The sequence below is a fragment of the Streptomyces sp. NBC_00572 genome, from assembly GCF_026341815.1.
In the GTDB taxonomy this organism is placed as follows: domain Bacteria; phylum Actinomycetota; class Actinomycetes; order Streptomycetales; family Streptomycetaceae; genus Streptomyces.
Genome location: NZ_JAPENX010000001.1, coordinates 3,895,864 through 3,921,717, shown reverse-complemented (window position 1 = coordinate 3,921,717; position 25,854 = coordinate 3,895,864). Strand labels below are relative to the sequence as shown.

The 25,854-nt window shown below is 72.4% G+C and carries 27 protein-coding genes; 16 read left to right on the top strand and 11 right to left on the bottom strand.

The genetic code is table 11. The features are described 5' to 3' along the window. Position 1 precedes the first annotated feature (1 nt). Both OG514_RS18345 and OG514_RS18340 read right to left on the bottom strand, forming a co-directional pair. Positions 2-655 (bottom strand): vitamin K epoxide reductase family protein, encoded by a 654-nt coding sequence (locus tag OG514_RS18345; RefSeq protein WP_266896014.1) that lies wholly within the window; start codon positions 653-655, stop codon positions 2-4. Between the two features lie 18 nt (positions 656-673). After that, entirely contained in the window at positions 674-1,177 is a 504-nt protein-coding gene (locus tag OG514_RS18340; RefSeq protein ID WP_266896012.1) for a DUF5949 family protein, read from the bottom strand. 157 nt (positions 1,178-1,334) lie between these two features. Here OG514_RS18340 and OG514_RS18335 point away from each other — a divergent pair, with 157 nt between their 5' ends. Further along, positions 1,335-1,748 carry a tyrosinase family oxidase copper chaperone gene (locus OG514_RS18335; RefSeq protein ID WP_266896010.1) on the top strand — a complete coding sequence of 138 codons (414 nt, stop codon included), beginning with the start codon at positions 1,335-1,337 and terminating at the stop codon, positions 1,746-1,748. Then, complete coding sequence (locus tag OG514_RS18330; protein WP_266896008.1) at positions 1,732-2,598, top strand: tyrosinase family protein; 867 nt, start codon at positions 1,732-1,734, stop codon at positions 2,596-2,598. Before OG514_RS18335 ends, OG514_RS18330 begins: the two co-directional genes overlap by 17 nt. 68 nt (positions 2,599-2,666) lie before the next feature. Here the strand turns inward: OG514_RS18330 and OG514_RS18325 are convergent, their stop codons facing one another. The 6 genes from OG514_RS18325 to OG514_RS18300 form a co-directional block, all read right to left on the bottom strand. Further along, positions 2,667-2,954 (bottom strand): chaplin, encoded by a 288-nt coding sequence (locus OG514_RS18325; RefSeq protein ID WP_266896006.1) that lies wholly within the window; start codon positions 2,952-2,954, stop codon positions 2,667-2,669. A 319-nt stretch (positions 2,955-3,273) separates the two neighbouring features. Beyond that, the gene (locus OG514_RS18320; protein ID WP_266896004.1) at positions 3,274-3,759 is read right to left on the bottom strand and encodes a hypothetical protein; all 486 of its coding nucleotides are present in this window, start codon (positions 3,757-3,759) and stop codon (positions 3,274-3,276) included. A 151-nt stretch (positions 3,760-3,910) separates the two neighbouring features. Next, positions 3,911-4,672 carry a peptidase gene (locus OG514_RS18315; protein ID WP_266896002.1) on the bottom strand — a complete coding sequence of 254 codons (762 nt, stop codon included), beginning with the start codon at positions 4,670-4,672 and terminating at the stop codon, positions 3,911-3,913. A 244-nt stretch (positions 4,673-4,916) separates the two neighbouring features. Beyond that, entirely contained in the window at positions 4,917-5,198 is a 282-nt protein-coding gene (locus OG514_RS18310; RefSeq protein ID WP_266896000.1) for a hypothetical protein, read from the bottom strand. Between the two features lie 237 nt (positions 5,199-5,435). Continuing rightward, positions 5,436-6,338, bottom strand: coding sequence for a hypothetical protein (locus OG514_RS18305; protein WP_266895998.1), 903 nt, complete (start codon positions 6,336-6,338; stop codon positions 5,436-5,438). 276 nt (positions 6,339-6,614) lie between these two features. Next, positions 6,615-6,854, bottom strand: a complete 240-nt coding sequence (locus tag OG514_RS18300; RefSeq protein WP_266895996.1) for a chaplin — start codon at positions 6,852-6,854, stop codon at positions 6,615-6,617. A 376-nt stretch (positions 6,855-7,230) separates the two neighbouring features. Here OG514_RS18300 and OG514_RS18295 point away from each other — a divergent pair, with 376 nt between their 5' ends. The 9 genes from OG514_RS18295 to OG514_RS18255 are packed head-to-tail and all read left to right on the top strand — an operon-like array spanning position 7,231 to position 17,870. Further along, a complete protein-coding gene (locus tag OG514_RS18295; RefSeq protein ID WP_266895994.1) occupies positions 7,231-8,289 on the top strand; it encodes a DUF3344 domain-containing protein in 1,059 nt (352 codons plus the stop codon). Position 8,290: 1 nt separating this feature from the next. Then, positions 8,291-9,427 carry a glycosyltransferase gene (locus tag OG514_RS18290; RefSeq protein ID WP_266895992.1) on the top strand — a complete coding sequence of 379 codons (1,137 nt, stop codon included), beginning with the start codon at positions 8,291-8,293 and terminating at the stop codon, positions 9,425-9,427. Then, complete coding sequence (locus tag OG514_RS18285) at positions 9,424-10,872, top strand: exopolysaccharide biosynthesis polyprenyl glycosylphosphotransferase (RefSeq protein WP_266895990.1); 1,449 nt, start codon at positions 9,424-9,426, stop codon at positions 10,870-10,872. The genes OG514_RS18290 and OG514_RS18285 overlap by 4 nt, the downstream gene beginning before the upstream one ends. Before the next feature lie 2 nt (positions 10,873-10,874). Further along, positions 10,875-12,188 (top strand): O-antigen ligase, encoded by a 1,314-nt coding sequence (locus tag OG514_RS18280; protein WP_266895988.1) that lies wholly within the window; start codon positions 10,875-10,877, stop codon positions 12,186-12,188. Further along, on the top strand, positions 12,181-14,169 hold the full coding sequence (locus OG514_RS18275; RefSeq protein WP_266895986.1) for a lipid II flippase MurJ: 1,989 nt from the start codon (positions 12,181-12,183) through the stop codon (positions 14,167-14,169). The genes OG514_RS18280 and OG514_RS18275 overlap by 8 nt, the downstream gene beginning before the upstream one ends. Beyond that, positions 14,066-14,869: a polysaccharide deacetylase family protein gene (locus OG514_RS18270; protein WP_266895984.1), complete on the top strand. Its 804-nt coding sequence runs from the start codon at positions 14,066-14,068 to the stop codon at positions 14,867-14,869. Before OG514_RS18275 ends, OG514_RS18270 begins: the two co-directional genes overlap by 104 nt. Continuing rightward, entirely contained in the window at positions 14,866-15,999 is a 1,134-nt protein-coding gene (locus OG514_RS18265; protein ID WP_266895982.1) for a glycosyltransferase, read from the top strand. Before OG514_RS18270 ends, OG514_RS18265 begins: the two co-directional genes overlap by 4 nt. Before the next feature lie 12 nt (positions 16,000-16,011). Beyond that, complete coding sequence (locus OG514_RS18260; RefSeq protein ID WP_266895980.1) at positions 16,012-16,713, top strand: lipopolysaccharide biosynthesis protein; 702 nt, start codon at positions 16,012-16,014, stop codon at positions 16,711-16,713. After that, complete coding sequence (locus OG514_RS18255) at positions 16,710-17,870, top strand: GNAT family N-acetyltransferase (protein ID WP_266895978.1); 1,161 nt, start codon at positions 16,710-16,712, stop codon at positions 17,868-17,870. Before OG514_RS18260 ends, OG514_RS18255 begins: the two co-directional genes overlap by 4 nt. Before the next feature lie 27 nt (positions 17,871-17,897). On the opposite strand, the gene OG514_RS18250 is transcribed toward OG514_RS18255, so the two are convergent. Next, positions 17,898-19,550 carry a glycoside hydrolase family 26 protein gene (locus OG514_RS18250; RefSeq protein ID WP_266895976.1) on the bottom strand — a complete coding sequence of 551 codons (1,653 nt, stop codon included), beginning with the start codon at positions 19,548-19,550 and terminating at the stop codon, positions 17,898-17,900. A gap of 157 nt (positions 19,551-19,707) precedes the next feature. Between OG514_RS18250 and OG514_RS18245 the strand changes: the two genes are divergently transcribed. Together OG514_RS18245 and OG514_RS18240 are read left to right on the top strand one after the other, a co-directional pair. Further along, positions 19,708-21,054 (top strand): ATP-grasp domain-containing protein, encoded by a 1,347-nt coding sequence (locus tag OG514_RS18245; RefSeq protein ID WP_266895974.1) that lies wholly within the window; start codon positions 19,708-19,710, stop codon positions 21,052-21,054. A 26-nt stretch (positions 21,055-21,080) separates the two neighbouring features. Continuing rightward, positions 21,081-22,337: an FAD-dependent oxidoreductase gene (locus tag OG514_RS18240; protein WP_266900887.1), complete on the top strand. Its 1,257-nt coding sequence runs from the start codon at positions 21,081-21,083 to the stop codon at positions 22,335-22,337. A gap of 70 nt (positions 22,338-22,407) precedes the next feature. Here the strand turns inward: OG514_RS18240 and OG514_RS18235 are convergent, their stop codons facing one another. Together OG514_RS18235 and OG514_RS18230 are read right to left on the bottom strand one after the other, a co-directional pair. Continuing rightward, complete coding sequence (locus OG514_RS18235; RefSeq protein WP_323181559.1) at positions 22,408-22,641, bottom strand: chaplin; 234 nt, start codon at positions 22,639-22,641, stop codon at positions 22,408-22,410. A 170-nt stretch (positions 22,642-22,811) separates the two neighbouring features. After that, positions 22,812-23,222, bottom strand: coding sequence for a rodlin (locus tag OG514_RS18230; protein WP_266895972.1), 411 nt, complete (start codon positions 23,220-23,222; stop codon positions 22,812-22,814). Positions 23,223-23,440: 218 nt separating this feature from the next. Here OG514_RS18230 and OG514_RS18225 point away from each other — a divergent pair, with 218 nt between their 5' ends. The 3 genes from OG514_RS18225 to OG514_RS18215 all read left to right on the top strand — a co-directional run bounded on the left by OG514_RS18225 (position 23,441) and on the right by OG514_RS18215 (position 25,799). Further along, complete coding sequence (locus tag OG514_RS18225) at positions 23,441-23,851, top strand: rodlin (RefSeq protein WP_266895970.1); 411 nt, start codon at positions 23,441-23,443, stop codon at positions 23,849-23,851. Between the two features lie 402 nt (positions 23,852-24,253). Then, positions 24,254-25,297: an LCP family protein gene (locus OG514_RS18220; protein WP_266895968.1), complete on the top strand. Its 1,044-nt coding sequence runs from the start codon at positions 24,254-24,256 to the stop codon at positions 25,295-25,297. A 94-nt stretch (positions 25,298-25,391) separates the two neighbouring features. Beyond that, positions 25,392-25,799, top strand: a complete 408-nt coding sequence (locus OG514_RS18215) for a rodlin (protein ID WP_266895966.1) — start codon at positions 25,392-25,394, stop codon at positions 25,797-25,799. Positions 25,800-25,854: the final 55 nt, after the last annotated feature.

The window sequence follows — 25,854 nt, the reverse complement described above, 5'->3', positions numbered from 1 at the left end:
GTCAGCTCGTCCAGAATTCCCACCACCGGGTCAGGATCAGCATCCCGATGATCCCGATGTGCAGGACGGGCAGGGCGAAGGTGAACTCGCCGAGGAAGGTCCGCACTCCCGCCGGGGCGGGGATCACCCCGTGGCGGACGTTGTGCGCGGTGACGTGCCAGAACATGACGATGGTGGCGACCCAGGCCAGGCAGCACCACAGGCAGAGCGCGTTGATCTCGTACAGCGACTGGTACATCAGCCAGGTGCAGAACCCGACACCGAAGAGCATCCCGGCGTTGAGGCCGAGCCAGAGCCAGCCCCGGTAGCGCGCCCCGGCGAGCAGCCCGGCGCCGAGGGCGACGACGACGGCGTACGTGACGAGCCCGAGCATCGGGTTGGGGAAGCCGAAGACCCCCGCCTGCTCGCTCTTCATGATGTTGCCGCAGGAGACGACCGGGTTGAGGCTGCACCCGGGCTGGAAGCCGGGGTCCTCCAGAAGGAGGAACTTGTCGATCGTGATCACCCAGCCCGACAGCACGCCCGCCGCCCCGGTGATCATCAGCAGCCAGGCGAAGGCCCTGCTGCCGCCGATCGTCCCCGCGGTCTCCCGGGAGGACTCCTCCCGCTCCTGCCGCTGCTCCGGCACCCCGCCCCGTACGTTCACCGTCGCCATGACGCGACCCCTTCCCGCTCAGCCCTGCAGGCGCCGGACGGGCATCAGGACGTGGGCGCTCTCCTTGAGCATCTCCTCGTCGGAGACGAAGGCGCGCAGCTTCGCCTCGTCGACGGGCTGTCCGGGGACGGCCTCGGGCCAGGGCCGCACGGAGCAGATGAGGTAGACCTGGCCGCGCTCGCGGGCGGCCTCCTGCCACTCGTCGGGCACCGGGCACTGCACCTTCAGGAAGGGCAGGTTGAGGACGGCGGAGCCGCCCTCGACGAGCAGCGAAGCGGTGATCCCGGCGTCCTTGTCCAGATCGAAGAGCCGGTCGCCGACGGAGAGGCCCATGGTCTCCAGGGCCGTCCGCATGGCCTGCTGACCGGCCTCCGGCCCGTCCCGGCCGTCACCGAGCGAGTACGCCATGAGGAATGGCGTACCGGCCGAGTCGGCGGAGGGCTCGCTGGCCCACGGAATCACCGTGAGAGTTCCCAGCGGGGAGGCGCTGCGCGCCGAGGAAACGACGTTGGAAGTGGTCATGAATCGGATGCTAGTGCTCCAACCACCCTTTCCCCGCGCCGTTTTCACTCGAACGGCCGACATTCACGCCGCTGGCATTTCCGGCGCAACGAACCCGGGTTTTCATCGTTGTGCCCTGAGGGCATTCGCCGATACGCCGACCCCGAGGAGATCAATCATGATCGTCCCGCGCCGCGTCGCACTACGGTCCCTCTTCGCGCTGACCGTCACCGCGTTCACGGGTGGCGCTCTCGGCCGCATCGCGACCCGCCCGCCGTCCGGAAAGCCCTCGGAAGGCGCGCGCGACCCGCACGCCTTCGACGAGATGTACGGGGGCCGCCGCATCCTGGGCTTCTCGGGCCCCGAGGGCGAGCCGGTGGCCCTCGTCGACGGCCGGCCGCTGCATCTGATGCGCTGCGCCGACGGCGGTTACGTCACCCCGATCGACCACTACGAGTCCTGCCCGACGCCACTGGCGGCCGTCCGCGCGGCCGTGGACGAGCTGGGCGCCGCCCGGCTCTCCCCGCTCGCCGCCGCCCATGGCGTCCACACCGACCCGACGGGAGGGAGCCCGCGTGGTGTACACGCGTAAGAACCAGCGCGATCTGACCGGCGCCGAGCGCCGGAAGTTCGTCGCCGCCGTCCTGGAGCTCAAGCGCACGGGGGCGTACGACCGCTTCGTCCGCACCCACATCGACCACTACACGGCCGACGGGGAAGGCCGGCTCCGGGTCGCGCACATGACGCCGAGCTTCCTGCCCTGGCACCGCAAGTTCCTGCTGGAGTTCGAGACGGCGCTGCGGCGGATCGACCCGACAGTCTCCGTGCCGTACTGGGACTGGACCCGCGACAACAGTCCGGCGTCGTCGATCTGGGGCGAGGACTTCCTGGGCGGCAACGGGCGCCGGGCCGACCTCCAGGTCATGACCGGCCCCTTCGCTCACTCCGCGGGACGCTGGAAGATCACCCAGTCGATGACCGAGGAACGCTTCCTGACCAGGGACTTCGGCCGGCCCCGCGACCCGATCGCCCTCCCGACACAGGCCCAGGTCGACGAGGTGATGCGGGAGCGGGCGTACGACGTGACGCCCTGGAACTCGACGAGTGGCGCCGGCTTCCGGAACCGTCTGGAGGGCTGGGCGCCGGGCCGGGGCAACGAGCGGTTCCGCATCCACAACCGGGTGCACCGCTGGGTCGGCGGTCTGATGCTGGGCGGCGGTTCCGTGAACGACCCGGTGTTCTGGCTGCACCACTCCTTCGTCGACCTGCTCTGGTCCCGCTGGCAGCAGCGAAACCCGGGGGCCGCGTACCTCCCCGCCGAGCCGCCGCCGCTCGGGGACGCGCAGTACCGCAAGGTCGTCGCCCGGCACGAGCCGATGGCGCCGTGGGGAGTGACCCCGGCGTCGATGGTCGACCACAGCCGGATCTACAAGTACGTCTGAGCTCCCCGCTCCGGACACACGTGTCCCCCCGGGCCCGGTGGGTCGGGGGGACACGGTTGTTCGGGCGATCAGCCGCCGTAGCCGCCGTCGTCGTGGCCGTGGCCGTGGCCGTGGCCGTCGGCGTTGACGCAGGTGTTGCCGAACGCCGGGTTCAGCAGGCCGATGACGCTGACGGTGTTGCCGCAGAGGTTGACCGGGACGTGAACCGGGACCTGGACGACGTTGCCGGAAGCGACACCGGGCGAGTGGGCGGCGACGGCCTCGGCGCCCGAGTCGGCGACGGCCAGGCCGGCTCCGCTGAGGGCAACGGCACCCGTGCCGGCGAGAACAGCGGCAGCCTTCGCGATGCGAGACATCAAGAACTCCTTGGACGTGGAAAGCGACCGCAGGAATCACGGCCGTCTTCCCCGTTCAACGTCGAGCGGCGGACCGGGTCACGGCCGTTGGGCCGAAAGGGAGGAAGGAAAACCGAAAAATGACCCGCGGGCCGGGAACCGTCCGCCGCCGGATACGGCGGGACGGCCTCGGTCCGCGGGCCGCGGCCATGCGACAAGCCTCCTCCTGCAACGAACGACAGCCCTTCCGGTGGCGGGGAAGAATCGTGTCTTCACCCACCGGGTCGCCATTCGCGCAAAAGAACGAGAAAGGGGGAACGCCCTTTCGCCCGCCCTTACGTCAGTGCGCCTCGGGCGCCTCGGGCGCCAGGCCGAGCTGGGAGTCCAGCGCGCCGCTCACCATCGGGGGGAGCAGGCCGACCCGGGGCTTCGCAAGGTCGGGCAGACCCGCGAGCCCGTTGCCCTCGGGCGCGACCACCGGGTTGCCGACGACGGCTCCCGGGGTGGCCGCCGCCATCTCCGAGTGCGGGGTGGCGAAGAGGGCGCGGCCCGGCTCGCTGCCCTTCAGGACCTCGGGCAGCGGGGCGTCCACCACGGTCGCGGGGAGGGTGCCGGTGAGCGGCACGCTGGGCAGGGCGAGGTCGGGCAGCGAACCGAGGCCCTTCTGGAAGCCGGTGGGCGCACCGGGCATCGGGACGGGTACGCCGGTGGCCACGGCCGGGGCGTCCATCGGGAGCACCGGCTCAAGCCCCTGGAGGGGGACGATCACCGGTGCCTCGACGGCCGAGGCCGGGGCGGCCAGGGCGGCGGAGGCGAATGCGGTCATGAGAAGTCCCATGCCGGCGTGAGAGCGCAGAGTCATGTTCTGACAACGAGACCTTCGGGGGAACGTCGCGGAACTCCCCCGTGTGCAGCAACAGGTGGGCCCTCACCGGTGAAGGTGAGGGCCCCTGTTGACGTTTCGCCGGTGTACGGCGTCAGTGGCGGCGGGCGATCCGGCCACCGCGGAGGTAGACGACGGTGCCGCCGATGATCAGCGCGGCGCTGATCGCGGCCGCACCCATGAGCGCGGTCTCGCTACCCGTGTGGGGGAGCTCGGGCGGGGTGGTCGGCGGGTGCGTGGTCGGGTGCGTGGTCGGCGGGTGCGTGGTCGGGTGCGTCGTCGGCGGGTGCGTGGTCGGCGGGTGCGTGGTCGGGTGCGTCGTCGGCGGATGCGTCGTCGGCGGATGCGTCGGCGGGTGCGTCGTCGGCGGCTGCGTCGGCGGGTGCGTGGTCGGCGGCGTCGTCGGCGGGTGCGTCGTCGGCGGGTGCGTCGTCGGCGGATGCGTCGGGGGATGCGTGGTCGGCGGCGTCGTCGGCGGGTGCGTCGTCGGCGGATGCGTCGGCGGATGCGTCGGCGGCGGCGTGGTCGGCGGATGCGTGGGCGGGTGCGTGGGTTCACCCGGATGAGTCGGCTCGCCGGGGTGCGTGGGTTCACCCGGCTCGTCGCCGTAGCCGCCGGGACCCTCCGCCTGGGCGCAGAGGTCGCCGACGGCCTCGGCGACGAAACCGCCGAGATTCATGCTCTCGCCACAGACGTCCGCCGACAGGGGAGCCTGGACATGACCGGGGGAGCCGGGGCCGGGACCGTCGCCCGTACCGGCATGGGAACCCGCGGCCAGGGCGAATCCGCCGCTCAGCGACAGGATGCCGGTCGCTGCCGCCGCGGTGAGTACTTTCCTGCTGATGATGGACCGCATACCGCTCTTCCTCTGGAGAAAGGGAGAGACCGGCGAGGATCCCCCCTCGCTCCGACCGGCCTGATCCACGCCGACGTTCGCGTGGGACTGGCCAGAGGGTATGGGTCGGTGAACCCCGTGCAACGGGGGCCACACGGCAGCTGATCAGAAAATCATTCGATCAGCCGACCGTGGGAAACGGCGGTACGGAACCCGCCGCAAGTGCCCGGAAGGGCAGTGTTGCTGATGAGAGGTCAGGCTGCGGTCAGCCACCCACCGGCAGGCCACCGGGGACCGGCAGGCCACCGAGCAGCGGGGCACCCTTGGTGGTGTCGTTCAGCTTGGTCGCGGTGTCCGTGACGGTCTTGACCGGGGAGCCGTCCGTGGTGCTGCTCAGCACATCCGACTTCAGCCCATTGGCGGCGATCGCTTCGAGGCCACCGTTCAGGCTGGTGGGGGTCAGCGCCTCCGTGGCCATGGCGGGCGCGGCAGCGCCAAGGGCCATCAGCGAACCGGCGACAACCGCGGCGACCTTGGTGGGCTTCATGGAGTGAATCCTTCCTCTGTACGTTCAAGTCACTTACTGCACAGGGTTCTTGAGCGAATCCCGCACTTTGTTCTGCTTCTGTAACGAACGGCGTGCGGCGCGGAAACTCCGGAAGGAGGGATTTCTCGACACTGCACCCGATCGATGCGGGCCGGTGCTATTTGCCGATCGCGCACCGGCCGCACACGCCTGTACCGGCCCGGCGGGACGCCGGGCCGGTACAGGGCCTGCGGGTGACTAGCGGACCGGCAGCGGGGGCTTGACCGGCAGGTCGACCGGCAGCTCGGGCGGGTCGACGGGCAGCTCCGGCGGGTCCACCGGCAGCTCGGGCACGGTGGCCGGGAGCGCCGGCAGCGCCGGCAGTCCGGCCAGGTCCGGAGCGGGCAGCCCGCTGCCGAGGACCGTGGCGACGGCGAGGTTGACCAGTGAGGTCAGGGTCGCCGTGACCTGCGGTACGACTCCGCCGGCGTCGCCCGACGTGACGGCCGCGAGCAGGGCGGCGACCGCCTTCTCGACCGCGGCGAGCGCGTCGGTCACGACGTCCGTCGGCGCGGCGGCCTTTCCGGCCCACACGGCCTTCGAGTCGGCCGCGACGGGCAGGGTCACGGGCGGGTTCACGGGCAGGGCCGGGGCTTCCACGGGTGGCGTCGCCGGAAGCTCGACGGGGGTCTCGACGACCGGCGGCGTGACGGGGAGGTCGGCCGCCGGGGGCGTGACCGGGAGGTCCGTCGAGGGCGGCGTGACCGGGAGGTCCGTGGACGGGGGCGTGACCGGGAGGTCCGTCGAGGGTGGTGTGACGGGCGCGTCCGGCAGCGGGGCCGGCGCGGTGGCCTTGGCCTGGTCGACGGCTGCCGCGATCTTGGCCTTGAGGGCCTCGGCGTCGGCCGCCGGGAGCTGGCCCGCGTCGGCCTTGAGCGCGGCCGTGACGAGTTCGGTCACGGGAGTGGTCACCGAGCCGAGCTCACCGAGCGCCTCGGCCTGGGTCAGCAGGGCGGCGGCTTCGGGGAGGGGTGCGCGGGCGGCCCGGTCGGCCGCGGTGGACGGATGGTGTTCGTCGGCGATGGCGGGTCCCGCCGTGCCGAGGGTGATGACGGCGGATATCGCCAGGGCGGTGATGCGGCGTGTAGCCAGGGGACGCATATGTGTTCCTTTTCCTTATGCGTCGGACAACTTCCCTCTCACCGTGCCTGCGGGTATAGCCCTCCGCAACCGCAGAACTACTGAGCGCCACGCCTCCGTTCGAGTGAATCCACTCCTCGAACATGCCCCCCGAAGGGGCGTACGCCGTTGCACCGACCGGCGCATGACGGTGCGGCCGAACGAGTACCGACCCCATGACGACAAGGAAAAGCCGGTGCGCCCACCCCGTCGGGGGTGGGCGCACCGGCTTCGGAAGGACCGATCAGGCGTGCCCGATCAGGCGTTGATGCAGGTGTTGCCGAAGGTCGGGTTCAGCGCGCCGATGACGCTGACCGTGTTGCCGCAGAGGTTCACCGGGATGTGGACCGGGACCTGGACGACATTGCCGGAGAGAACGCCGGGGGACTTCACGGCCGCGGCCTCGGCACCGGCGTCGGCGGCGGCGGCACCGGCGGCACCGGCGACCGCGGCGGCGGCACCCACGGTCAGGACAACGGCCTTGGCGATACGGGACATGGGGAAGTGCTCCTCGATCGAAATTCAACGTGGACTGCGCGGACTGTTCGGCCCGGCTCTCTCAACAACGCCCCGGCCTTTCATCGGTTGCTCTCCCGAACGGGTGACGTTCAACCGATCTTTGGGCCATAGGAGGGCCATTCGAGGGAGTGGGCGTGGAATGGCGCAACACGCTCAACGAGGAACCTGCCCCGTGGATACGGGAGTTAGCGTTTCCGAGCATCTAATGCTTACTATCGCCCCGCGTCGGGGTTATAACGTTCCCGAACGTTGCTTCCGGGCCCGCCGCGCGTTCACCCATTTCGTGCGGACGACACCCCCTCTCCCGGCCTTCACGGGTCTTCCCTTCCTTCTCTCATCAAAGCGGAGAACCTGTATGCGGAATTCAGCGGTTCTTGCTGTGCGTCGCAGCGTGTTGTGCGCCCTGTCGTGTGCGGCACTGTCCGCCGCGCTGCCGGGCGCCTCCGCCTCAGCACCACAGCCCCGGGAGGCGAGCCGCATCCCGTTCGCCGCTCGCTACCAGTCCGTGCAGCACGGCGGGGTCGTGCGCGCGGCCAACTCTTCGGCGAAGGGCGCGAAGGGCACCGAGTCGGTCAACGACGGCGCGGCGATCGCCTACGTCGACGTGGACAGCGACCCCAACACGTACAACTCCAGCCGTGCCGAGCTCGCCGTGCCGGCGGGCGCCCGGGTCAGCTGGGCACGTCTCTACTGGGGCGGCAACCTGCGGGTGGGCGAGCAGAAGCCGCCCAAGGACAACGGCCGGGTGCTGATCGCCGAGCCCGGCGGCCAGTACAAGGCGTTGCTCGCGGACACCCTGATCGGCCACCGCACGACCGACGGCGCCGACGCCTTCCAGGCCTCCGCCGATGTCACCGAGCTGGTCCGCTCCTCCCGTTCGGGTCAGTGGACGGTCGCTCAGGTCAACGTCGCCATGGGCCGTTCGGCGGTCGGCGGCTGGGGTGGCTGGACGCTCGTCGCCGCGTACGAGAAGGCCTCGGAACCGCTGCGCAGGATCGCCGTCTGGGACGGATTCGAAACGGTCGGGCCACGCTCCGGCGAGCTTCGCGTACCGCTCGACGGAAACCGTTACGACAAGGCCACGAACGGCCGTCTCGGCGTGATCGCCTATGACGGTGACCGGGGTACTTCCGGTGATTACCTGGCAGTGGAAACGCGCCGTTCGAAGAGCACCCGGCTCTCCGATTCCGCCAATTCCGCGGACGACGTGATGAACTCCAGCATCACCGAATTCGGCACCGGTCGTACGGTCCGCTCTCCCGATGGTACGAACACTCTGGGGTACGACTCCGACGTCTTCGATCTGCGGGGGGCGCTGCGCGATGGGGCCGACCGTGTCCACGTCCGGTCCGGCAGCCGGAAGGACACCGTCTGGCTCGGTGCGCTCTTCCTCCAGGCGGACGTCCGGCGCTGACGTGCTGCCTTCACGAGACACGGACCCCGGGTCCGTCACCGTCCTGCACGCGGTCCAGCCCGGTGACGGCGGGGTCGCCCGTGTCGTCATCGACCTCGTCCGCGCCCAGCTCGCCGCCGGCCTGCGGGTCGCCGTCGCCTGCCCACCGGGCACCGTCCTCTCGGCGGCCGTCCGCGCCGAGGGGGCCGACACCCATGACTGGCGGGCCGGCCGGAACCCGGGGCCCGGGCTCGGCCGCGAGACGCGGGAGCTGGCCCGGGTGATCCGTACCGTCCGTCCGGGACTCGTCCACGCGCACAGCGCGAAGGCCGGGCTCTGCGCCCGACTCGCCCTGCGGGGACGGATTCCGACGGTGTATCAGCCCCACGCCTGGTCCTTCGAGGCGGTCGAGGGAACGACCGCCGCGCTCGCCCTGCGCTGGGAGCGGTTCGGCGCCCGCTGGGCGGACCGGATCGTCTGCGTCAGCGAGGCCGAGCGGCGTACCGGCGAGGCCGCCGGAGTCACGGCGGACTGGTCCGTCGTCCACAACGGGGTGGACGTGGCCCGGTTCGCGAGCGAGGGCCCACCCCGCAACCCCGCGCCCACCGTCGTCTGCGTGGGCCGGCTCTGCCGCCAGAAGGGGCAGGACGTACTGCTCGCCGCCTGGCCCGCCGTCCTCGCGGAGGTGCCCACGGCGCGTCTCGTCCTGGTCGGCGACGGCCCCGACGGCGACCGGCTGCGCGCCGCCGCCGGTCCCTCGGTGCGGTTCACCGGCGCCGTCGACGACACCGTCCCCTGGTACCGGGCCGCCGACGTGGTCGTCCTGCCGTCCCGCTGGGAGGGCATGGCGCTCGCGCCCCTGGAGGCCATGGCGGCCGGCCGGCCGGTGGTCGTCAGCGATGTCGACGGGGCCCGCGAGAGCCTGCCGCCCACCCATGAACCCCTGTGCCTGGTCCCGCCCGAGGACCCGGCCGCGCTCGCCACCGCTCTCGGCCGCCTCCTCGGCAGGCAGGAGCTCCGGCACCGCCTGGGCCGCGAGGCCCACGAGCACGTACTCAGCAGATTCGATGTCCGGCGCACCGGCGCGGCCGTCGCGGACGTCTACCGCGACCTGGCCCGAGTGCGGGGCACCGAGCACAGAGAGCCGATTGCGCAGTGACCACCGAAAGCACCAGCGTCCCTCCCTCACCGGGCCCCTGGCCCACGGCGGGCCAGGCCTACGGCCTCGCCTCCCTCGCGCCGCGCCGCCGCACGACCGACCGGCTCGCCCTGCCGTACCGCCCCGCGCGGCCGCGGTCCGGTGTGCTGCCGCTCGTCGCGGTCGACTGCCTGGCCGTCTTCTCCGCCGCCACGCATCTGAGCACGGCGCACCACGACGCCCGGCTTCTGCTGCCGATCGTGGCGCTTGTCCTCGTCCTCGACGGGCACGCGGGGCTCTACCGTCCCGCGCCGCACACCCGCGCCCTCGACGAACTGCCCGCGCTCGCCTCCCGCGCCGGCGTCGTCTGGTGTCTGGCGGCAGCGGCGGTCGCCGCGTACTCCCCGGTCCTGGCCATCGGGCCGCTGCGCCTCCTCACCGCGTACGCCGCCCATGTCGGCGTCGTGTGCCTGGTCCGGGCCCTGATGCTCACCCGGCGGCGCCGGATCGCCCGCGCCCGTCCCCGGTCGGCGCTGGTCGTCGGCGGGGCGGGGGCCGCGCGCCGGTTCGCCTCGGCGGCCGTCCAGCACCCCGAGTACGGGGTGCGGCCGGTCGGCATCGTCGGTGTGCCCGAGCAGGGCGGCGCCCCCCGGGCGGTCGGCGAGTCCGGGCTTCCGGTGCTCACCACCACCGAGGAGATCCACCGGGCCGTCATCCAGAACACCGTGCGCGACGCGGTGTTCCTCCACGACGACCCGGGTCTCGTCACGCTCTTCCAGCACTACGGCTGCACCACCTGGCGGGTCGGCGGACGGCATCAGGACGGGCCGATGGGCGACCACGTGTGGGGATACGCCTGGCACCGCGTCGCCCCGCCGGTCGAGCGCCGCGGGCTGCCCGCCAAGCGTGCCCTCGACATCGCGCTCGCCGCGCCCGCGCTGGCGCTCGCGCTGCCGGTGCTGCTGCTCTGCGCACTCGCGGTACGGCTCGCGGACGGTCCCGGGGTGCTGTTCCGGCAGGAGCGGGTGGGTCAGCACGGGCGCCACTTCACGCTGCTCAAGTTCCGCACCCTCCGCCCCTCCGACGACACCGAGTCGGCGACCCGCTGGAACGTGGCGGGCGACCGGCGGATGAGCGCGGCCGGGAACTTCCTGCGGAAGTCCTCCCTCGACGAGCTTCCGCAGCTGTGGAACGTGCTGCGCGGCGACATGAGCCTGGTCGGGCCGCGGCCCGAACGCCCGTACTTCGTCGCCCAGTTCAGCAAGATCCACGCCGGTTACGCGGCCCGGCACCGGATGCCGGTGGGGCTGACCGGTCTGGCGCAGGTGCACGGGCTGCGCGGCGACACCTCGATCGAGGACCGCTGCCGCTTCGACAACCACTACATCGACCACTGGTCGCTCTGGCAGGACGTCTGCATCCTGCTGCGTACGGCGGCCGGGCTCGTCCGACCCACAGGGAGCTGAGGATGGCCACGGCCGTGACGGTGCCGGCGCTCGCCCGGGACGACGTACGGGACTGGGCGCGCAGGGCCGGGGCGCTCTCCCCGGTCCTCGCCGTGATCGCGTTGCTGCTCGTCCCGGGCGGCGGCGGGGCGCAGGGCGGCACCGGCGGTTCGGGGACGGTCGCCGACGCGGCCTCCGGACTCCTCGTCCTGATCTGTCTCGTGCGGGTGATGCGCGGTGGCGCCCGGCCGCTGACCCGGACGGCGGCCGTCGTCCTCGGGCTGCCGGTCCTCGGGATCTGTCTCGCCGCGATCACCTCGAACGACCCGGCGGCGAGCCTGCCGGGCGTCGCCCGCTACGTGCAGATCTTCGTCCTCGTCCCGGCGGCCGTGCTCCTCATGATCCGCGACCGGCGGGACTTCGCCGTGGTCGCCTGGGGCCTGGTCGGGCTCGCGCTGCTCCAGGGCGCGGTCGGCGTCGCCCAGTACCTGACCGGCACCGGCGCCTCGTACCAGGGCGAGGACATCCGGGCCGTCGGCACCTTCGGCGCCACCGATGTGATGGGCATGGCGACGGTCGTGTCGTACGGGCTCGTCATCGTCACCGGGATCGCGCTCGGCAGCGGCCCCGGCCGGACGCGGACGGCGGCGCTCGTCTGCGCCGGGCTCCTCTTCCCGCCGCTCGTCCTGTCGTTCAGCCGGGGCGCGTGGATCGCGACCGTGCTCGCCTGCGGCATCCAGCTGCTGCTCTCGGGGCCCCGGCGGGCCGCACGCGTGGCGCTCGCCGCCGGCGCGCTCGGCGTGGTCCTGGTCGGCGGGCTCGGCATCGGTTCGGACATGGTGAAGGAGCGCGTCACCAGCATCACGCAGGTGGCGGCCGCGCCGGACCAGTCGGTGACGGACCGGTACACGATGTGGGCGGCGGCCGGACGGATGTGGGCCACGGAGCCGGTCACCGGCGTCGGCCTCAAGGGCTTCCCGCAGTACCGCGACTCGAACGCCTCCCTCGCCCTGTCCTCCGGAAGCGACACGGCCGGCGCGGGCGCCGCCTTCGCGCGTCAGCCGCTGCTGTCCCCGCACAACATGTACCTCCTGGTCCTCAGCGAGCAGGGCCTGTTCGGACTGCTCGCCCTGGCGGGCAGCTGGCTGGCGCTGCTCGTCGGCGCGCTGCGGCGGCGCCGCCTCGGAGCGGACTGCGCGCTCGTCGCGACCGGTCTGCTCGGCTGGCAGCTCATCGACTTCTTCTACGCGGACATCGGCGGCCCCTCGACGGTCCTGATGTCAGTCGTGCTGGGCCTCGCGGCCTGGTGGGCCCTCGCGGAGGTCCGGCGTGCGTGACCCGTGGGCCGGCGAGCCGGAGCCCACGGACACCCCGCGGGCCGGTGAACCGCGCCGCACGGGCGGCCCGCCCTGCGGCACCCCGCTGACCGACCCCTGGCCGACCACGCCTCCGGGCCCCACGGACACCCCGTGGCCCTCGGAGGCCGTCGTGCTGCCGGGGACGGGATCCGTCCGTCCGCCCACCGTCCGTACCGCCGCACCCCGCGCCGCCGCCACCCGGCCCGCCGCACCACGGACCACCGCCACCCGTCCCCTCGCGCCCCGTCCCCCCGGCCGCCGCGCCCACGCCCGGGGCCGGGCGGCCCGTACCGGCACGCCCGAGGGCGGCGGATTCCTCGCGAAGGCCGCCGCCGTGACCGCCGGGCTCACCGCGGCCGGGGCGCTCCTCGGACTCGTACGGGACCAGATCCTGGCCGGGTACTTCGGGGCCGGCGCCGACACCGACGCGTTCCTGGTGGCGTGGACGGTGCCGGAGTTCGCCTCGACGCTGCTCATCGAGGACGCCATGGCGCTGATCCTGGTGCCCGCCTTCTCCCGTGCCCTGGCGCGCCGTTCCGGCAGCCTGTTCGGCGACCCGGTGCGCGCCCTCGTACGCGGCACGCTCCCCCGGCTCACCCTCGCCGTCGGCATCGTCGCCGCGCTCCTCGTCGCCGCCGCCCCGCTGATCGTCTCGGCGCTGGCCCCCGGACTGCCCGACCCCACGCTCGCGATCGACTGCACACGCCTGACCGGGACCTGCGTGCTGTCCTTCGCCCTCGTCGGCTACTGCTCGGCCGCGCTCCGCGCCCACGGATGCTTCCTGCCACCGGCCACGATCTACGTCGCGTACAACGCCGGGATCATCGGCACCATCCTGCTGCTCCGCGAACCGTGGGGGGTGCGCTCGGCCGCCGCCGGGGTCGCCGTCGGCGGGATCCTGATGGTCCTCGTCCAGGCCCCCTCGCTCATCCGTGAACTGCGCGCCCGCCCCGTACCCGTGCGGGAGCCCGAGGCGCTCACGCCCGCCTCCACGGGTGAGGGGCGCATCCTGCTCCTCGGTCTGATCGCGCCCGTCGTCGCGTTCTCGCTCGCCCGCCAGTCCCAGACCCTGATCGAACGCTTCCTCGCCTCTCCGCTGCCCGCCGGGGCCATCTCGCATCTGAACTACGCGCAGAAGGTCGCGCAGATGCCGATGATCCTCTCCCTGATGCTGTGCACGGTCAGCTTCCCGGTGGTCGCCCGCGCCCTCGCGGCGGGCGAGACGGAGGCGGCCCGTCGCCGGGTCGAGCGGGATCTGCTGCTCGCCGCCGTCGTCGTCCTCATCGGCGCCTCGACCGTGATCGCCGCCGCGCCCCGGATCGTCGAGCTCCTCTTCGAGCGCGGCGAGTTCAGCGGCGCCGACACCACCGCCACCGCCGCCGTCATGCGCGTGTACGCCCTCGGTCTGCTCGGCCAGACGATGGTGGGCGCCCTGGTCCGCTGCTACTTCTCCGCCGCCCGCCCGCTCTGGTACCCGGCCGTCGCGATGGCCGCCGGGCTCGCCACGACCGCCGCCGCCGGTGTCCCCGGCGCCCACTACTGGGGTGCCGTCGGCATCGCCGCCGCCAACGCACTCGGCATCACCCTGACCGCCGTCCTGCTGCTGCGCGGCGCGCACCGCCAGGCCGTCCCGGTCCACGTCGGCCGGCTCGGCGAGGGACTGCTCCGGCTCGCCACCGCGGGCGCGTGGGCCACCGGCGCCGCCTGGCTGTGCTCGCTCGCGATCGGCCCCGCCGCCCTCGCCGTCGCCGTGGCGGCCCTGGTCGTCATCGGCACCTTCCTGCTCTTCATCGCCTGCGCCGCCAAGGCGCCCGAGATTCCGCCCCTGCCCCGCTCCGCCTCCCGGAGGACCCCCCATGCCCGCCGCCACCGCGCTGCGCCGACTGCTGCCGAAGCCGCCCCTGTGGATGAAGCCGCCCCCGTGGGTGGCGATGTACCACTCGATCACGGACACCGCTGACGATCCGTACCGCGTGACCGTCTCCCCCGTGCGCTTCGCCAGGCAGCTGCACTGGCTGGGCGACCGGGGACTGCGCGGGGTGTCGGTGCGGGAGCTGCTGGCCGCCACCGCCGAGGGGCGCGACAAGGGGCTCGTGGGCCTGACCTTCGACGACGGTTACGCGGACTTCCTCGACTCGGCGCTGCCACTCCTTCGCCGGCACGGGTTCACGGCGACGGTGTACGTCCTGCCGGGGCGGCTCGGCGGCGACAACGGCTGGGACGCGGAAGGCCCGCGCAAGCCGCTGCTCGACGAGGACGGCATCCTGCGGATCGCCGAGGCCGGCATGGAGATCGGTTCGCACGGCCTCACGCACGTCGCGCTCACCGAGGTCGACGACACCGAGCTGGCCGCCCAGACCCGGCGGAGCCGCGAGCTCCTGGAGGAGATGACCGGCACTCCCGTCGAGGGCTTCTGCTACCCGTACGGGCAGGTCGACCCGCGGGTGATCCGCGCCGTACGCAAGGCGGGCTACCGCTACGGCTGCGCGATCGACCCGGGCCCGCACACCGGCAGATACGCCCTGCCCCGCGTCCACATCGGCGAGGACGACACCGCGTGGCGGCTCACCGCCAAGCGGGTCCTGCACCCGCTGCGCCGCCGCCACCCCGCCGATCCGATCCCCGCGCGGTACGGCCCCGCCGTGGTCGGTGCCCCATGAAGGTCCTGCACGTCATCACCGGGCTCGGCATCGGCGGCGCCGAGCAGCAGCTGCGGCTCCTGCTGCGCCATCTGCCGGTGCGCAGCGGGGTGGTCACGCTCACCAACCCCGGTGCCGTCGCCGCGGGCATCGAGGCCGACGGCACCCCCGTCACCCATCTGGGCATGGCGGGGAACCGTGACCTCGGCGCGCTCCCGCGCCTCGCCCGGATCGTCCGGCAGGGCCGCTACGACCTCGTCCACACCCACCTCTACCGGGCGTGCGTGTACGGCAGGACGGCGGCCCGGCTCGCCGGGGTGCGGCGGGTGATCGCCACCGAGCACTCCCTCGGCGAGAACCAGATCGAGGGCAGGCCCCTCTCGGCGGGCACGCGCGCGCTCTATCTGGCGTCCGAGCGGCTCGGCACCTCCACGGTCGCCGTCTCGCCGAGCGTGGCCCGCCGGCTCGCCGAGTGGGGCGTGCCCCCGGACCGCATCCAGGTCGTCCCCAACGGCATCGAGACGGACCGCTTCGCCTTCGACGCCCGTGCCCGCCGCCTCGCCCGCGGCATCCTCGCCCTGCCCGAGGACGCCTACGTCGTCGGCGGGGTGGGGCGGCTGACACCGGGGAAGCGGTTCGACCGGCTGATCCGGGCCGTCGCCTCGGTCCCGCAGGCCCGACTGCTCCTCGTCGGCGAGGGCGAGCAGCGCGAGGAGCTGCTGCGGGTGGCCCGCGAGTGCGGGGCCGCCGACCGGGTGCTGCTCGCCGGGGCGTGCGAGGACCCGCCGAACGCCGCCTCGCCCGGACCCTCGCTGCCCGAACTGCTCGCCGCCATGGACGTCTTCGTGTCCACCTCCCCCGACGAGACCTTCGGGCTCGCCGTCGTCGAGGCCCTCGCCGCCGGCCTGCCCGTCCTGTACGTGGCCTGCCCGGCGATCGACGACCTGGCACCGGAGGCGGCACCCGGCGCCCGGCGGATCGGCGAGTCCGTACCCGAACTGATCTCCGCGCTGCGCGGCATCCAGGACGCCCGGCTCGCCCGGCTCCCGCTGCCGGCGGCCGCCCGCCGCTACGACATCGCCCACAGCGCCCGGCAGTTGATGTCCCTCTACGACCAGGCCGTCCACGGCACCCCCTCCCCCGCGAAGTGAGAGACCCGTCCCATGAACAGCACCCCACGCCGTGCCCTCCTCCCCGCCGGCCTGCGCAGGCCCGGCCGCTGGGCGGTCCTGCCCGCCGCCGTCCTCGCCGGAGCCGTGCTCGGCGGCGGTTACGGAGCCCTCAAGACCCCGCAGTACGCGGCGACCAGCTACGTGATCGTCGTACCGGGCGAGAAGTCCGACCCGGCGGCCGCGCTCGGCTTCGCCCAGGCGTACGGGCGGGTCGCCACCGACATCGCGGTGACCGGCGACGCCCAGGTGTGGGCGGGGGTCACCGCCGACACCCTGCGCAAGAACGTGCTGGCCGCGACCTCCCCGGACGCGCCGATGATCTCGATCACCGCCAAGGCCGAGAAGCCCGCGAAGGCCGTGTCGATGGCCGACGGGGTGGCCCGCGCCCTCGTCCTCAACAGCACGCACGTCGCGGGCAGCACGGGCGTGAAGGTCGTCCAGTTCTCCCGCGCCACCAAGCCGGTCGCGCCCGTCTCGCCCTCCGCGCCGCTCTCCGCGCTGGTCGGCGGCTGTGCGGGCGGGCTCCTCGGCGGTCTCGCCCTCCTGGTCCGCCCGAAGCGCGCCGCCGCCCGCGGCGAGGCCCGCCACTCCCGGCAGGCGGCGCCCGTGACGGGGGCCGCTGCCGTGCCCGCGTCGGCCTCCGCCGCCGTGCCCGCTCCGGCGGCCTCCGCGCACCAGCCGGAGGCGGTGTGACCCCGAGAACGCCGGGCGTTCCGTCGGCCCTGCGGACCGAGATCTGCCGTGACGAGGAAAGCTTCGGGGGGCTGGCGGCCGAGTGGACGGCGCTGTACGGGCGCTGCTCCACCGCCACCCCCTTCCAGTCCCACGCCTGGCTGCATTCCTGGTGGCTCTCGTACGGCCGGCCCGGTGCGCTGCGGGTGGTGCTCGTACGACGCGCGGACGGCGAACTCGTCGCCGCCGCGCCCCTGATGCGGGCCCGGGGGCCGCTGCCCGTCCTGACCCAGCTCGGCGGCTCGATCACCGACTTCACGGACGTGCTGCTCGACGACGGCTGCCCCGAGGCGGCGCCCGCCCTGGCGCGGGCGCTCGCCCGGACCGCCCGCGGCGCGGTGATCGACCTGCGGGAGGTACGGCCGGGAGCGGCCGTCGAACAGGTCCTCGCCCACTGGCCGGGCCCGCGCCGACGGCTGCCCGACTCGCTCTGCCTGGAACTGCCGGCCGTGCCCATGGAAGGGCTCCTCGAACGCATCCCCTCCGGGAAGGCCCAGCGGGTCCGCGCCAAGCTCCGCAAGCTGGACGCCCTCGGCATCGACGCGCGCGTCGTCCCCGGCGCCGACGTTCCGGCCGCCCTCGACCGGCTCCTGAAGCTGCATCAGCTCCAGTGGCAGGGGCGGGGCGTGACCGCCGAGCACACCAGCGAGCGGTTCGCCCAGCACCTCACCCGAGCCGTACGACCGATGGTGGAGCGCGGGGACGCGATGGTCACCGAGTTCCGGCTCGCCGGGGACGTGGTGGCCGCCGACCTGACCCTGATGTCCCCGCGGCTGGCCGGCGGCTATCTGTACGGCGCCGACCCGTCCCTGCGCGCCCGCAAGGTCGACGTCGCCACGATGCTGCTCCGGCACGGGGCCGGGGAGACCAGCACCGGCGGCCGCGCCACGCTGAGCATGCTGCGCGGCACCGAGGCGTACAAGCACCACTGGCGACCGGAGACCGTCGGCAACCAGCGGCTCATGCTGTCCGGTCGGGGTACGGCCCCCCTCCTCCGGCTCCGCGCGAGCGCCGCCGACGCGCGCCGCTGGGCGGCCCGGCAGGCGCGGGAACGCCCCTGGGTGGGCCGTGCCCTCGGCCGGGTCACGGGGCGCACGCCGAACGACGGCGGCGGATGATCTCCACCGCCGTCGTCACGGGGGGGGTCAGAAGGGCCAGACGCCCTTCAGCGTGTCCTTCCAGTCGAGGTCGACCTCGTCCTTCCAGGAGTCCTTCGGGACACAGACGGGTCCACCGATCCAGCTCTCGACCCATGAACCGAGGTTCACGGTCCAACAGTTGGGCTTGGGCTCGGGCTGGGGCTCAGGCTTCGGCTCGGGCTTGGGCTCCGGCTTGGGCTCCGGCTTGGGTTCCGGCTTCGGCTCGGGCTTGGGCTCCGGCTTCGGTTCCGGCTTGGGCTCAGGCTTCGGCTCGGGCTTCGGCTCCGGCTTGGGCTCAGGCTTCGGCTCGGGCTTCGGCTCGGGCTTCGGCTCCGGCTTGGGCTCGGGCTTCGGTTCCGGCTTGGGCTCAGGCTTCGGTTCCGGCTTCGGCTCAGGCTTCGGCACAGGCTTCGGCACAGGAACCGTCGGGTCCACCGGGTCCGTGGGATCGGTCGGATCCACCGGATCGGTCGGATCCACAGGATCGGTCGGGTCCGTCGGCCACGTCGGGTCCGTGGGATCCGTCGGCCACGTCGGGTCCGTGGGATCCGTCGGCCACGTCGGGTCCGTGGGATCCGTCGGCCACGTCGGGTCCGTGGGATCCGTCGGCCACGTCGGGTCCGTGGGATCCGTCGGCCACGTCGGGAGCTCCGGCTCCGTGCCGTACAGCATCTGACGGAACATCTGCGACGACTGCGGATTGTCGTCACACTGCCAGACGCCGTGCGGGCAGTAATCGGTGATCGTGTGGTACAGCGGCTTGTGCTGCTTCATCCAGTCCAGCATGCGCCGCATGTATTCGGGGTTGTCGCCGTTCCGGAAGAGACCCCATTCGGGATAGGAGATCAGCTTTCCGTGCTCGGCCGCGAAATCGACCTGCTTCTGCAGACCGTACGGTTCGCTGACGTGCTGGTCGAAACGCGAGCCCGGGGGCTGGTCGTACGAATCCATCCCGATGATGTCGACGACGTCGTCACCCGGGTAGCACTCGGTCCACGGCACGGCGTCGCGGCCACGGCTCGGATTGAAGTCGAAGCGGAACTTCTGGCCGGGAACGGAACGCATCGCGGTGACGATCCGGTTCCAGTACTTCTTCCACGCGGTCGGGTCGGGCGCGCAGCGGTGGGTGTACGTGGTCCCGTTCATCTCCCAGCCGAGGACGATGACGGTGTCGGTCGCCCGCAGCCGGACGAGCCGCTCGGCGAGGGCCGTGAAGTGGTGGTCGTAGTACCCGGCGGCGCCGAGCTGGAGCTGGCGGCGGACCTCGGCGTCGGAGACGCCGGCCTCGTTGCGTTCCAGCATGGGCACGTTGAGGACGAACAGGCGGTCGGTCCTCGCGTTGCGCCAGTCCGCCCAGGCGTCGAGGAAGCCGGGCGGGCCCTCGATGTTCTTCCAGAGGTCGCCGGGGAGGTAGGTGTGGCCGACGCGGAGTTCGCGTCCGCCGAGCCACTGCTCCAGCTGCCCGATGCGGGCGACCCCGAGCGCGCCCGAGTCGAGGAAGGCTCCCATGGCGCTGGAGAGAGTCGGTCCGGGGTCTTTCGTCGTTACGGATTCGGAGGCGTGGGCGGGGGACGACAGCACGACTGAGCCCGAGGCGAGGAGACCGGCGGTGAACACCCCCAGCCACGCTCTGGAGGTTCTCCGATATGTAGCCGCCATGGCCGCTCCTTCGCGTCGTACGCGCCTTGATGATCCGTCAATCCGATACTCCGAAAGTATTCCTAATGAGCCGACCGTGAACTCGGCTTCCCTCTGATCAGTAGTCCATTAGAGGATTTGATCGCCCAGTTGGGGCACCAGAGATGAAGGGCATGCCGTGCTGCGTCGTCAGAGTTTCGACACCAGCGTTCCCACCGTCCTTGTGCGGCTCGACCGGAATCCCTTCCATCACGGCACTCTCGGGGCCGTGCGCTCGCTGGGCCGGGCGGGAATTCCGGTCCATGCCGTCATCGAATCGAGCACCAGCCCGGTGACCCGCTCCCGCTATCTCCGGTCGGCCCGCGCGAGTCCGGGGACGACCTCCTCCACCGAGCTGGTCACTCTGCTCCACGGGATCGCGGACGAGGTGACGGCGGGGACCGCGGTCGAGTCCGCCGACGGTCCGTCAACTCCTCTCCTGGTCCTCCCCCTGGACGACGTCAGCGCCCTCGCCCTGGCCCGCCGCCGCGCCGAGCTCTCCCCCCGCTTCCTGCTCCCCCACCAGACCGAGGAGCAGTTGCTGCGGGTCGCGGACAAGGCTGCGCTCGCCGAGACCTGTGCGGACCTGGGCCTGCCCCATCCCCGTACCGAACTCCCCGTCGACGCCGACGAGGCCGCCGCCATGGCCTGGTCGCTCGGGCTCCCGGTGGTCGCCAAGTGGAGCCGCCCCTGGCTGCTTCCGGCCGGCGGCGGGCTGCGCAGCACCTCGATCGTGCGCTCCCTCCCGGAGGTGCGGGAGCTGTACGCCCGCACTCCGGAGGCCGGCAGCCGGCTGCTGCTCCAGAGGCTGCTTCTGGCCGGCCGGGACCTGGACTGGTTCTTCCACGGGTACGTGGACACCGACGGCCGCTGCACGACGGGGGCGACCGGTCGCAAGGAGCGGTCCTGGCCGGACGGGGCCGGGCTCACCGCCGTGGGCCGCTGGACGGCGAACCCGGCGGTGGACCGCACGGCCCGCGAGCTGTTCGACGCGCTCGGCTACCGGGGCGTGTGCGACCTCGACTTCCGGCTCGACCGGTCCACGGGCGCGTACCACCTGCTCGACTTCAACCCCCGGCCCGGCGCCCAGTTCCGGCTCTTCACCGACCCCGACGGCCTGGACGTGGTCCGGGCGCTCCATCTGGACCTCACCGGGCGGCCCGTACCGCCGTACTCCCCCGCGTACGGCCGCCGGTTCGTCGTCGAGAACTACGCGGCGCTGTCGCTCCTCACCTCCCCGCGCCGTCGGTCCGCCGACGAGACCGCGACCGGGGAGGCACCTCGGCTCACCGAGTACGCCTGGTGCGCCGCCGACGATCCGGTGCCCGCGTTCGCCATGGGCCGCGCCTGGCTCGGGCACCTGCTGCGCAAGGCCCTGACCGCGCTCCGAGAACTGCTCCGGTCCCGACGCGCGCGCCCCACTCCGGCTCCCCCGTCGGCGCCGCCGCCGGCCCGCAGCTCCTCCAACCAGCTCACCCCACGATGAAGGCGGAAGGCACGATGTCGAAGTCGATGTACGACCTGGTGGTCGTCGGGGCCGGACCGTACGGTCTGTCCGTGGCCGCGCACGCGGCCGCCCGCGGACTGCGCCTGCGGACCTTCGGCCGCTCGATGGCGTCCTGGCATTCCATGCCCCCCGGCATGTTCCTGAAGTCGGAGCCCTGGGCCTCCCATCTCTCCGACCCCCGGGGGGCGTACGGACTCGACGCCTACGCCGCCACGCGGGGCGTGCGCGCCGCGCACGGGGTGCCGCTGCCGGTCGACTTCTTCGCCGCGTACGGCGACTGGTTCGCCCGGCAGGCCGTGCCCGCGCTCGACGAGCGCCTGATCGGCTCGGTCGCGCCCGCCGCCGACGGCTTCGAGCTGCTCACCGAGGACGGCGAGGCCCTCCGGGCCAGGACGGTGGCGCTGGCGGTCGGCGTCCTGCCGTTCATGGAGGTCCCCGGGCCGCTGCGGGGCCTGCCCCGCCGGTACGTCACCCACTCCAGCCACCACGGCGGGCTCGACCGCTTCGCCGGCCTGGACATCACCGTCGTCGGGGCCGGTCAGGCCGCTTTGGAGACGGCTGCGCTCCTCGTCGAACAGGGCGCCGCGACCGTACGGATCCTCGCCCGCGCGGACCGGCTGAACTGGAACACCCTGCCCCCGGCCCTCGACCGCGGCCTGTGGCCCACCCTGCGCGCCCCGCACACGGGGCTCGGCTGCGGCTGGCGCAACAAGCTGTACGCCGACACCCCGGGGGTCTTCCGGCGCCTGCCGGCCGCCACCCGCGAGCGGATCTTCGACTCGGCGCTCGGCCCCGCAGGTGCCTGGTGGCTGCGCGATCGGTTCGCGGCGGTCGGGGACGTACGTCTCGGGCAGCGGATCACCGCGGCGGCCGTGACCGGGGACGAGCGGGTCCGGCTCGACGTGGCGGGTCCGGACGGGACGACGGTCCTGGAGACCGACCATGTCGTGGCGGCCACCGGCTTCACCCCGAGCCTGGACCGGGCGGGAGTGTTGTCCCCGGCGCTGCGCGGCGCGCTGCGCACGGTCGGTGCGGGCGGCGCTCCGGAGGTCGGCGGTCTCTTCGAGTCCTCGTGGCCGGGCCTCTTCCTCGCGGGGCTGCTCACCGCCCCTTCGTACGGTCCCTCGATGCGGTTCGTCTTCGGCGCCGAGTACACGGCGGGGCGTCTGGTGCGAGGGGTGCGGCAGCGGCTGCGGGCGGGCGCCCGGGGCGGGGCGGTGGGCCGGCCGCGTGCGGGAGCGAAGGCGCCGGTCTCGGCATGACCGAGAGCCGGCCCCCGGGGAGCGGATGCTCTCCGGGGGCCGGCCCCTGTGTCTGCGTGGCGCTGGGGACTCAGGCGTTGACGCAGGTGTTGAACGCGGCCGGGTTCAGCACGCCGATGATGTTCACGCTGTTGCCACAGACGTTGATCGGCGCGTGGATCGGGATCTGGACGACGTTGCCGGAGAGGACACCCGGCGAACCGAACGCCAGGCCCTCGGCCTCCGCGTCGGCGAAGGCGGGGGTCGCCGCACCCATGGCCATGATGATTCCGGCGACGACGGCAGCAGCCTTCTTACAGTTCATTTTCGTCTGCATCCTTTCGGTGGCGGAACACTTTCACGCAACACAACGAACATGCCTCACAAAGGAAACCGCGAAAGCGGCAACATTCGCTCTTTCACTCCATTGCACGCGCAGAACAGGGCCGGAGGGAACGTTTTCGTTCCCTCCGGCCCTGGCATGCGCGATACGGATCAGCCGTTGTAGGCGCCGTTCCCGGAGAGGATCGGGATGTCCTCCACGATGTGCGACAGCGGCTCGTCACCCTTGGCCTGGGTGGAGTTCTCGGTGCACTGCTGGTTCTGCGGGGAGGACAGGACGTTGATGTCCTGGACCGCGATCGGGACGGCACCGACGATCGAACCGAGGTTGGCCTTGACCGGAGCGCCGAGGCAGAGCTTGTTCAGCGAGCCCTGGACGGCCGAGAACTGCGGGCTCAGGTCGCCCTTGGTCTTCGAGTTGCCGAACGACTGGTGCGCGCCGTTGCCGCTGAGCGAGGTCGTACCGCCGTCGTTGGCGATGGCGAGCGCCGGGGAGGCCATCGCGGCAGAAGCGCCGACAACAGAGGCCGTAACAGCCGCAGCCGCCATAATCTTCTTGATCACGGTGATTCCGTTCCTGTTCCCACCAATCGACCTGATTGATGCGACGGGATCAACTGCGAGCGATGCCTTTGGTTCCGGCGCTTCACTCGTTCGACTGGGGCCGCGTTTCGCGCTGCCGTGTGCGCTCCGCCAAGGGGGTGACACAGCGGAACCCTTGCGTCCACGGTCAGTTGATCAGGCCGCTCCCTGCACGGAGCCGGTTCTAGAAGGGAACTCCCGTGATCAAGAAGGTTATGGCCACCGCGGCCGCAGCCGCCGCCATCGTCGGCGCCTCCGCCGCCATCGCCACCCCGGCGCTCGCCATCGCCAACGACGGCGGCACCACCTCGCTGTCGGGCAACGGCGCGCACCAGGAGTACGGCAACTCCACCACGTACGGCAGCATGAGCCCGCAGTTCGCGCTCGTCCAGGGCTCCCTGAACAAGCCGTGCATCGGCCTGCCGGCCAAGGTCAACGCCGGTTCGGTCCTCGGCGCCGTCCCGATCGCGGTCCAGGACATCAACGTCCTGTCGTCCCCGCAGAACCAGCAGTGCACCGAGAACTCCACCCAGGCCAAGGGTGACGAGGCGCTCTCGCACATCCTGGACGACATCCCGGTCCTGTCGGGCAACGGCGTCGGCAACAACTGACGTTCCGCCTTCGCGCGACGACGTTCACACGTCAGGGGCCGCCCTCCGGGGCGGCCCCTTTCGTCATCACCGCGCTACCAGGTCGGCCAGATCGGGGTCGCCATAAGGCGTTCCCACTCCCGGTCGGGCATCCCCGGTACCGTCCGGCCCGCCTGCACCCACTGGGTCACCAGTGCGGAATAGAGGGGGAATGGTGTGCGGTCGGCTGCTGGGGGTGGGTCGCTCACATATCGGCTCTTCGGAATGAAGGCCATCCGTTCCCATTTCCCGGGATCCGGCGCCATCTTCGCTCCTTCCGCTGCGATTCCCGCATCATTACACAGGCGCCGCAGGAGAGTGATTCGCCCTGTTCATGTCGCGTCGCGCAACTGTGTGCGAGCGCGCTCGAATTACCGTGCGGGCATGAAATTCCCGCGTCCGCGGCGGCCGCGCCGTCCGCTGCTCGCCCCGACGGCGCTCGCCGCTCTCGCCGCCCTCGCTCCCGGCGCCCTCGCCGCAGCCGCCCCCACTGATCTCCCCGCCCCCGAGAAGGGGCTGAACCTGCTCGTGGTCGGCATCGACAGCCGCAAGGGCGTCACCGAGGAGGAGAAGGAACGTTTCCGGCTCGGCGGGCAGGAGTGCGACTGCACGGACGTGATGATGCTCGTGCACGTCTCGGCGGAGAACGACCGGGTCGACGTCGTGAGCCTGCCGCGCGACTCGCTCACCTCCTTCCCCGACCAGCACCGCGACCGTCGCACCGGAAAACTGCACGCCGCCCACCAGTCGAAGATCAACGGCGCCTGGGCCGAGGGGGGTTCCTCGTTCACGGTGGAGACCGTCGAGTCGATGACGGGGCTGCCCGTCCACCGCTACCTGGAGATCGACTTCCGGCGCTTCATGGACACCGTCGACCGTGTCGACGGCGGGGTCCCCATCTGTACGGAGAAGGCCCTCAAGGACCCGGCCACCGGCATCGACCTGGCGCCCGGGACCAAGCCCGTCGGCGGCGGCGAGGCGCTCCAGTACGTTCGGTCGCGGAAGGCCGACGGGCAGATGGACTTCGGCCGCATCCAGAAACAGCAGAAGTTCGTAGTGAACACCCTCGAACGGCTCCGCGAGGGCATCCTGAACGATCCCGACCGGCTGATGGACTTCGCGGCGACCCTGCGCGGGACCGGCGCGACCGAGCGGGGCATCTCACCGGCCGAGCTGCTCACGCTCGCCGAGCGGCTGCGTGACCTGCCCCCGGACCGTACGGAGTTCGCGACCGTGCCGGTACGCGGCTTCAACCCGGACATCGCGGGTGTCGGGTCCACGCTCGCCTGGGACAAGGAAGGGTCGGCGAAGGTCTTCGGGCGGCTGCGTGAGGACCGGCCGCTGCCGGCGGCCGACGAGGTCGCGCCCAGCGAGATTCCCGTGGGCGCCTACGCGCCCGCTCCCGGGGCTTCGCTCATCTGCCCGTAGGCCGTCCGGTGGACTTCGCGGAACCTCCGTACTTCTGACCAGTTGATCAGCACGGCTCGGCACTCAGCGAGCCACGATCCGAAAGGCCTGAACAATGAAGAAGCTGTTGGCTACGGCCGCTGTGGCCGCGTCGATCCTCGGCGCGACGGCGGCGGGTGCCGGTCAGGCGCTCGCGATCGCCGACGACGGTGGCACCACGTCGCTCTCCGGCAACGGTGCGCACCAGGAGTTCGGCAACTCCTCGACCCACGGCGACATGAGCCCGCAGTTCGCGCTCGTCCAGGGCTCCCTGAACAAGCCGTGCATCGGCCTGCCGGCCAAGCTCAACGCCGGTTCGATCGGCGGGGCCGTCCCGATCGCGGTCCAGGACGTCAACGTCCTGTCCTCCCCGCAGAACCAGCAGTGCACCGAGAACTCCACCCAGGCCAAGGGTGACGAGCCGCTGTCGCACATCCTCAGCGACATCCCGGTGCTGTCCGGCAACGGCGCCGGCAACAGCTGAGCGACGACGCTCGGCCAGGCGCGGCCCCGCCGCCCCTCCTCGGAGGGGTCGCGGG

What these genes read in the sequence shown, in the direction of transcription:
- OG514_RS18260 (WP_266895980.1), top strand. Translation starts at nt 16,012, where the DNA reads ATGAACAGCACCCCACGCCGTGCCCTCCTCCCCGCCGGCCTGCGCAGG.
- OG514_RS18325 (WP_266896006.1), bottom strand. Translation starts at nt 2,954, where the DNA reads ATGTCTCGCATCGCGAAGGCTGCCGCTGTTCTCGCCGGCACGGGTGCC.
- OG514_RS18310 (WP_266896000.1), bottom strand. Translation starts at nt 5,198, where the DNA reads ATGAAGCCCACCAAGGTCGCCGCGGTTGTCGCCGGTTCGCTGATGGCC.
- OG514_RS18340 (WP_266896012.1), bottom strand. Translation starts at nt 1,177, where the DNA reads ATGACCACTTCCAACGTCGTTTCCTCGGCGCGCAGCGCCTCCCCGCTG.
- OG514_RS18220 (WP_266895968.1), top strand. Translation starts at nt 24,254, where the DNA reads ATGAAATTCCCGCGTCCGCGGCGGCCGCGCCGTCCGCTGCTCGCCCCG.
- OG514_RS18295 (WP_266895994.1), top strand. Translation starts at nt 7,231, where the DNA reads ATGCGGAATTCAGCGGTTCTTGCTGTGCGTCGCAGCGTGTTGTGCGCC.
- OG514_RS18345 (WP_266896014.1), bottom strand. Translation starts at nt 655, where the DNA reads ATGGCGACGGTGAACGTACGGGGCGGGGTGCCGGAGCAGCGGCAGGAG.
- OG514_RS18280 (WP_266895988.1), top strand. Translation starts at nt 10,875, where the DNA reads ATGGCCACGGCCGTGACGGTGCCGGCGCTCGCCCGGGACGACGTACGG.
- OG514_RS18215 (WP_266895966.1), top strand. Translation starts at nt 25,392, where the DNA reads ATGAAGAAGCTGTTGGCTACGGCCGCTGTGGCCGCGTCGATCCTCGGC.
- OG514_RS18240 (WP_266900887.1), top strand. Translation starts at nt 21,081, where the DNA reads ATGTACGACCTGGTGGTCGTCGGGGCCGGACCGTACGGTCTGTCCGTG.
- OG514_RS18320 (WP_266896004.1), bottom strand. Translation starts at nt 3,759, where the DNA reads ATGACCGCATTCGCCTCCGCCGCCCTGGCCGCCCCGGCCTCGGCCGTC.
- OG514_RS18235 (WP_323181559.1), bottom strand. Translation starts at nt 22,641, where the DNA reads ATGAACTGTAAGAAGGCTGCTGCCGTCGTCGCCGGAATCATCATGGCC.
- OG514_RS18270 (WP_266895984.1), top strand. Translation starts at nt 14,066, where the DNA reads ATGCCCGCCGCCACCGCGCTGCGCCGACTGCTGCCGAAGCCGCCCCTG.
- OG514_RS18315 (WP_266896002.1), bottom strand. Translation starts at nt 4,672, where the DNA reads ATGCGGTCCATCATCAGCAGGAAAGTACTCACCGCGGCGGCAGCGACC.
- OG514_RS18265 (WP_266895982.1), top strand. Translation starts at nt 14,866, where the DNA reads ATGAAGGTCCTGCACGTCATCACCGGGCTCGGCATCGGCGGCGCCGAG.
- OG514_RS18335 (WP_266896010.1), top strand. Translation starts at nt 1,335, where the DNA reads ATGATCGTCCCGCGCCGCGTCGCACTACGGTCCCTCTTCGCGCTGACC.
- OG514_RS18305 (WP_266895998.1), bottom strand. Translation starts at nt 6,338, where the DNA reads ATGCGTCCCCTGGCTACACGCCGCATCACCGCCCTGGCGATATCCGCC.
- OG514_RS18250 (WP_266895976.1), bottom strand. Translation starts at nt 19,550, where the DNA reads ATGGCGGCTACATATCGGAGAACCTCCAGAGCGTGGCTGGGGGTGTTC.
- OG514_RS18300 (WP_266895996.1), bottom strand. Translation starts at nt 6,854, where the DNA reads ATGTCCCGTATCGCCAAGGCCGTTGTCCTGACCGTGGGTGCCGCCGCC.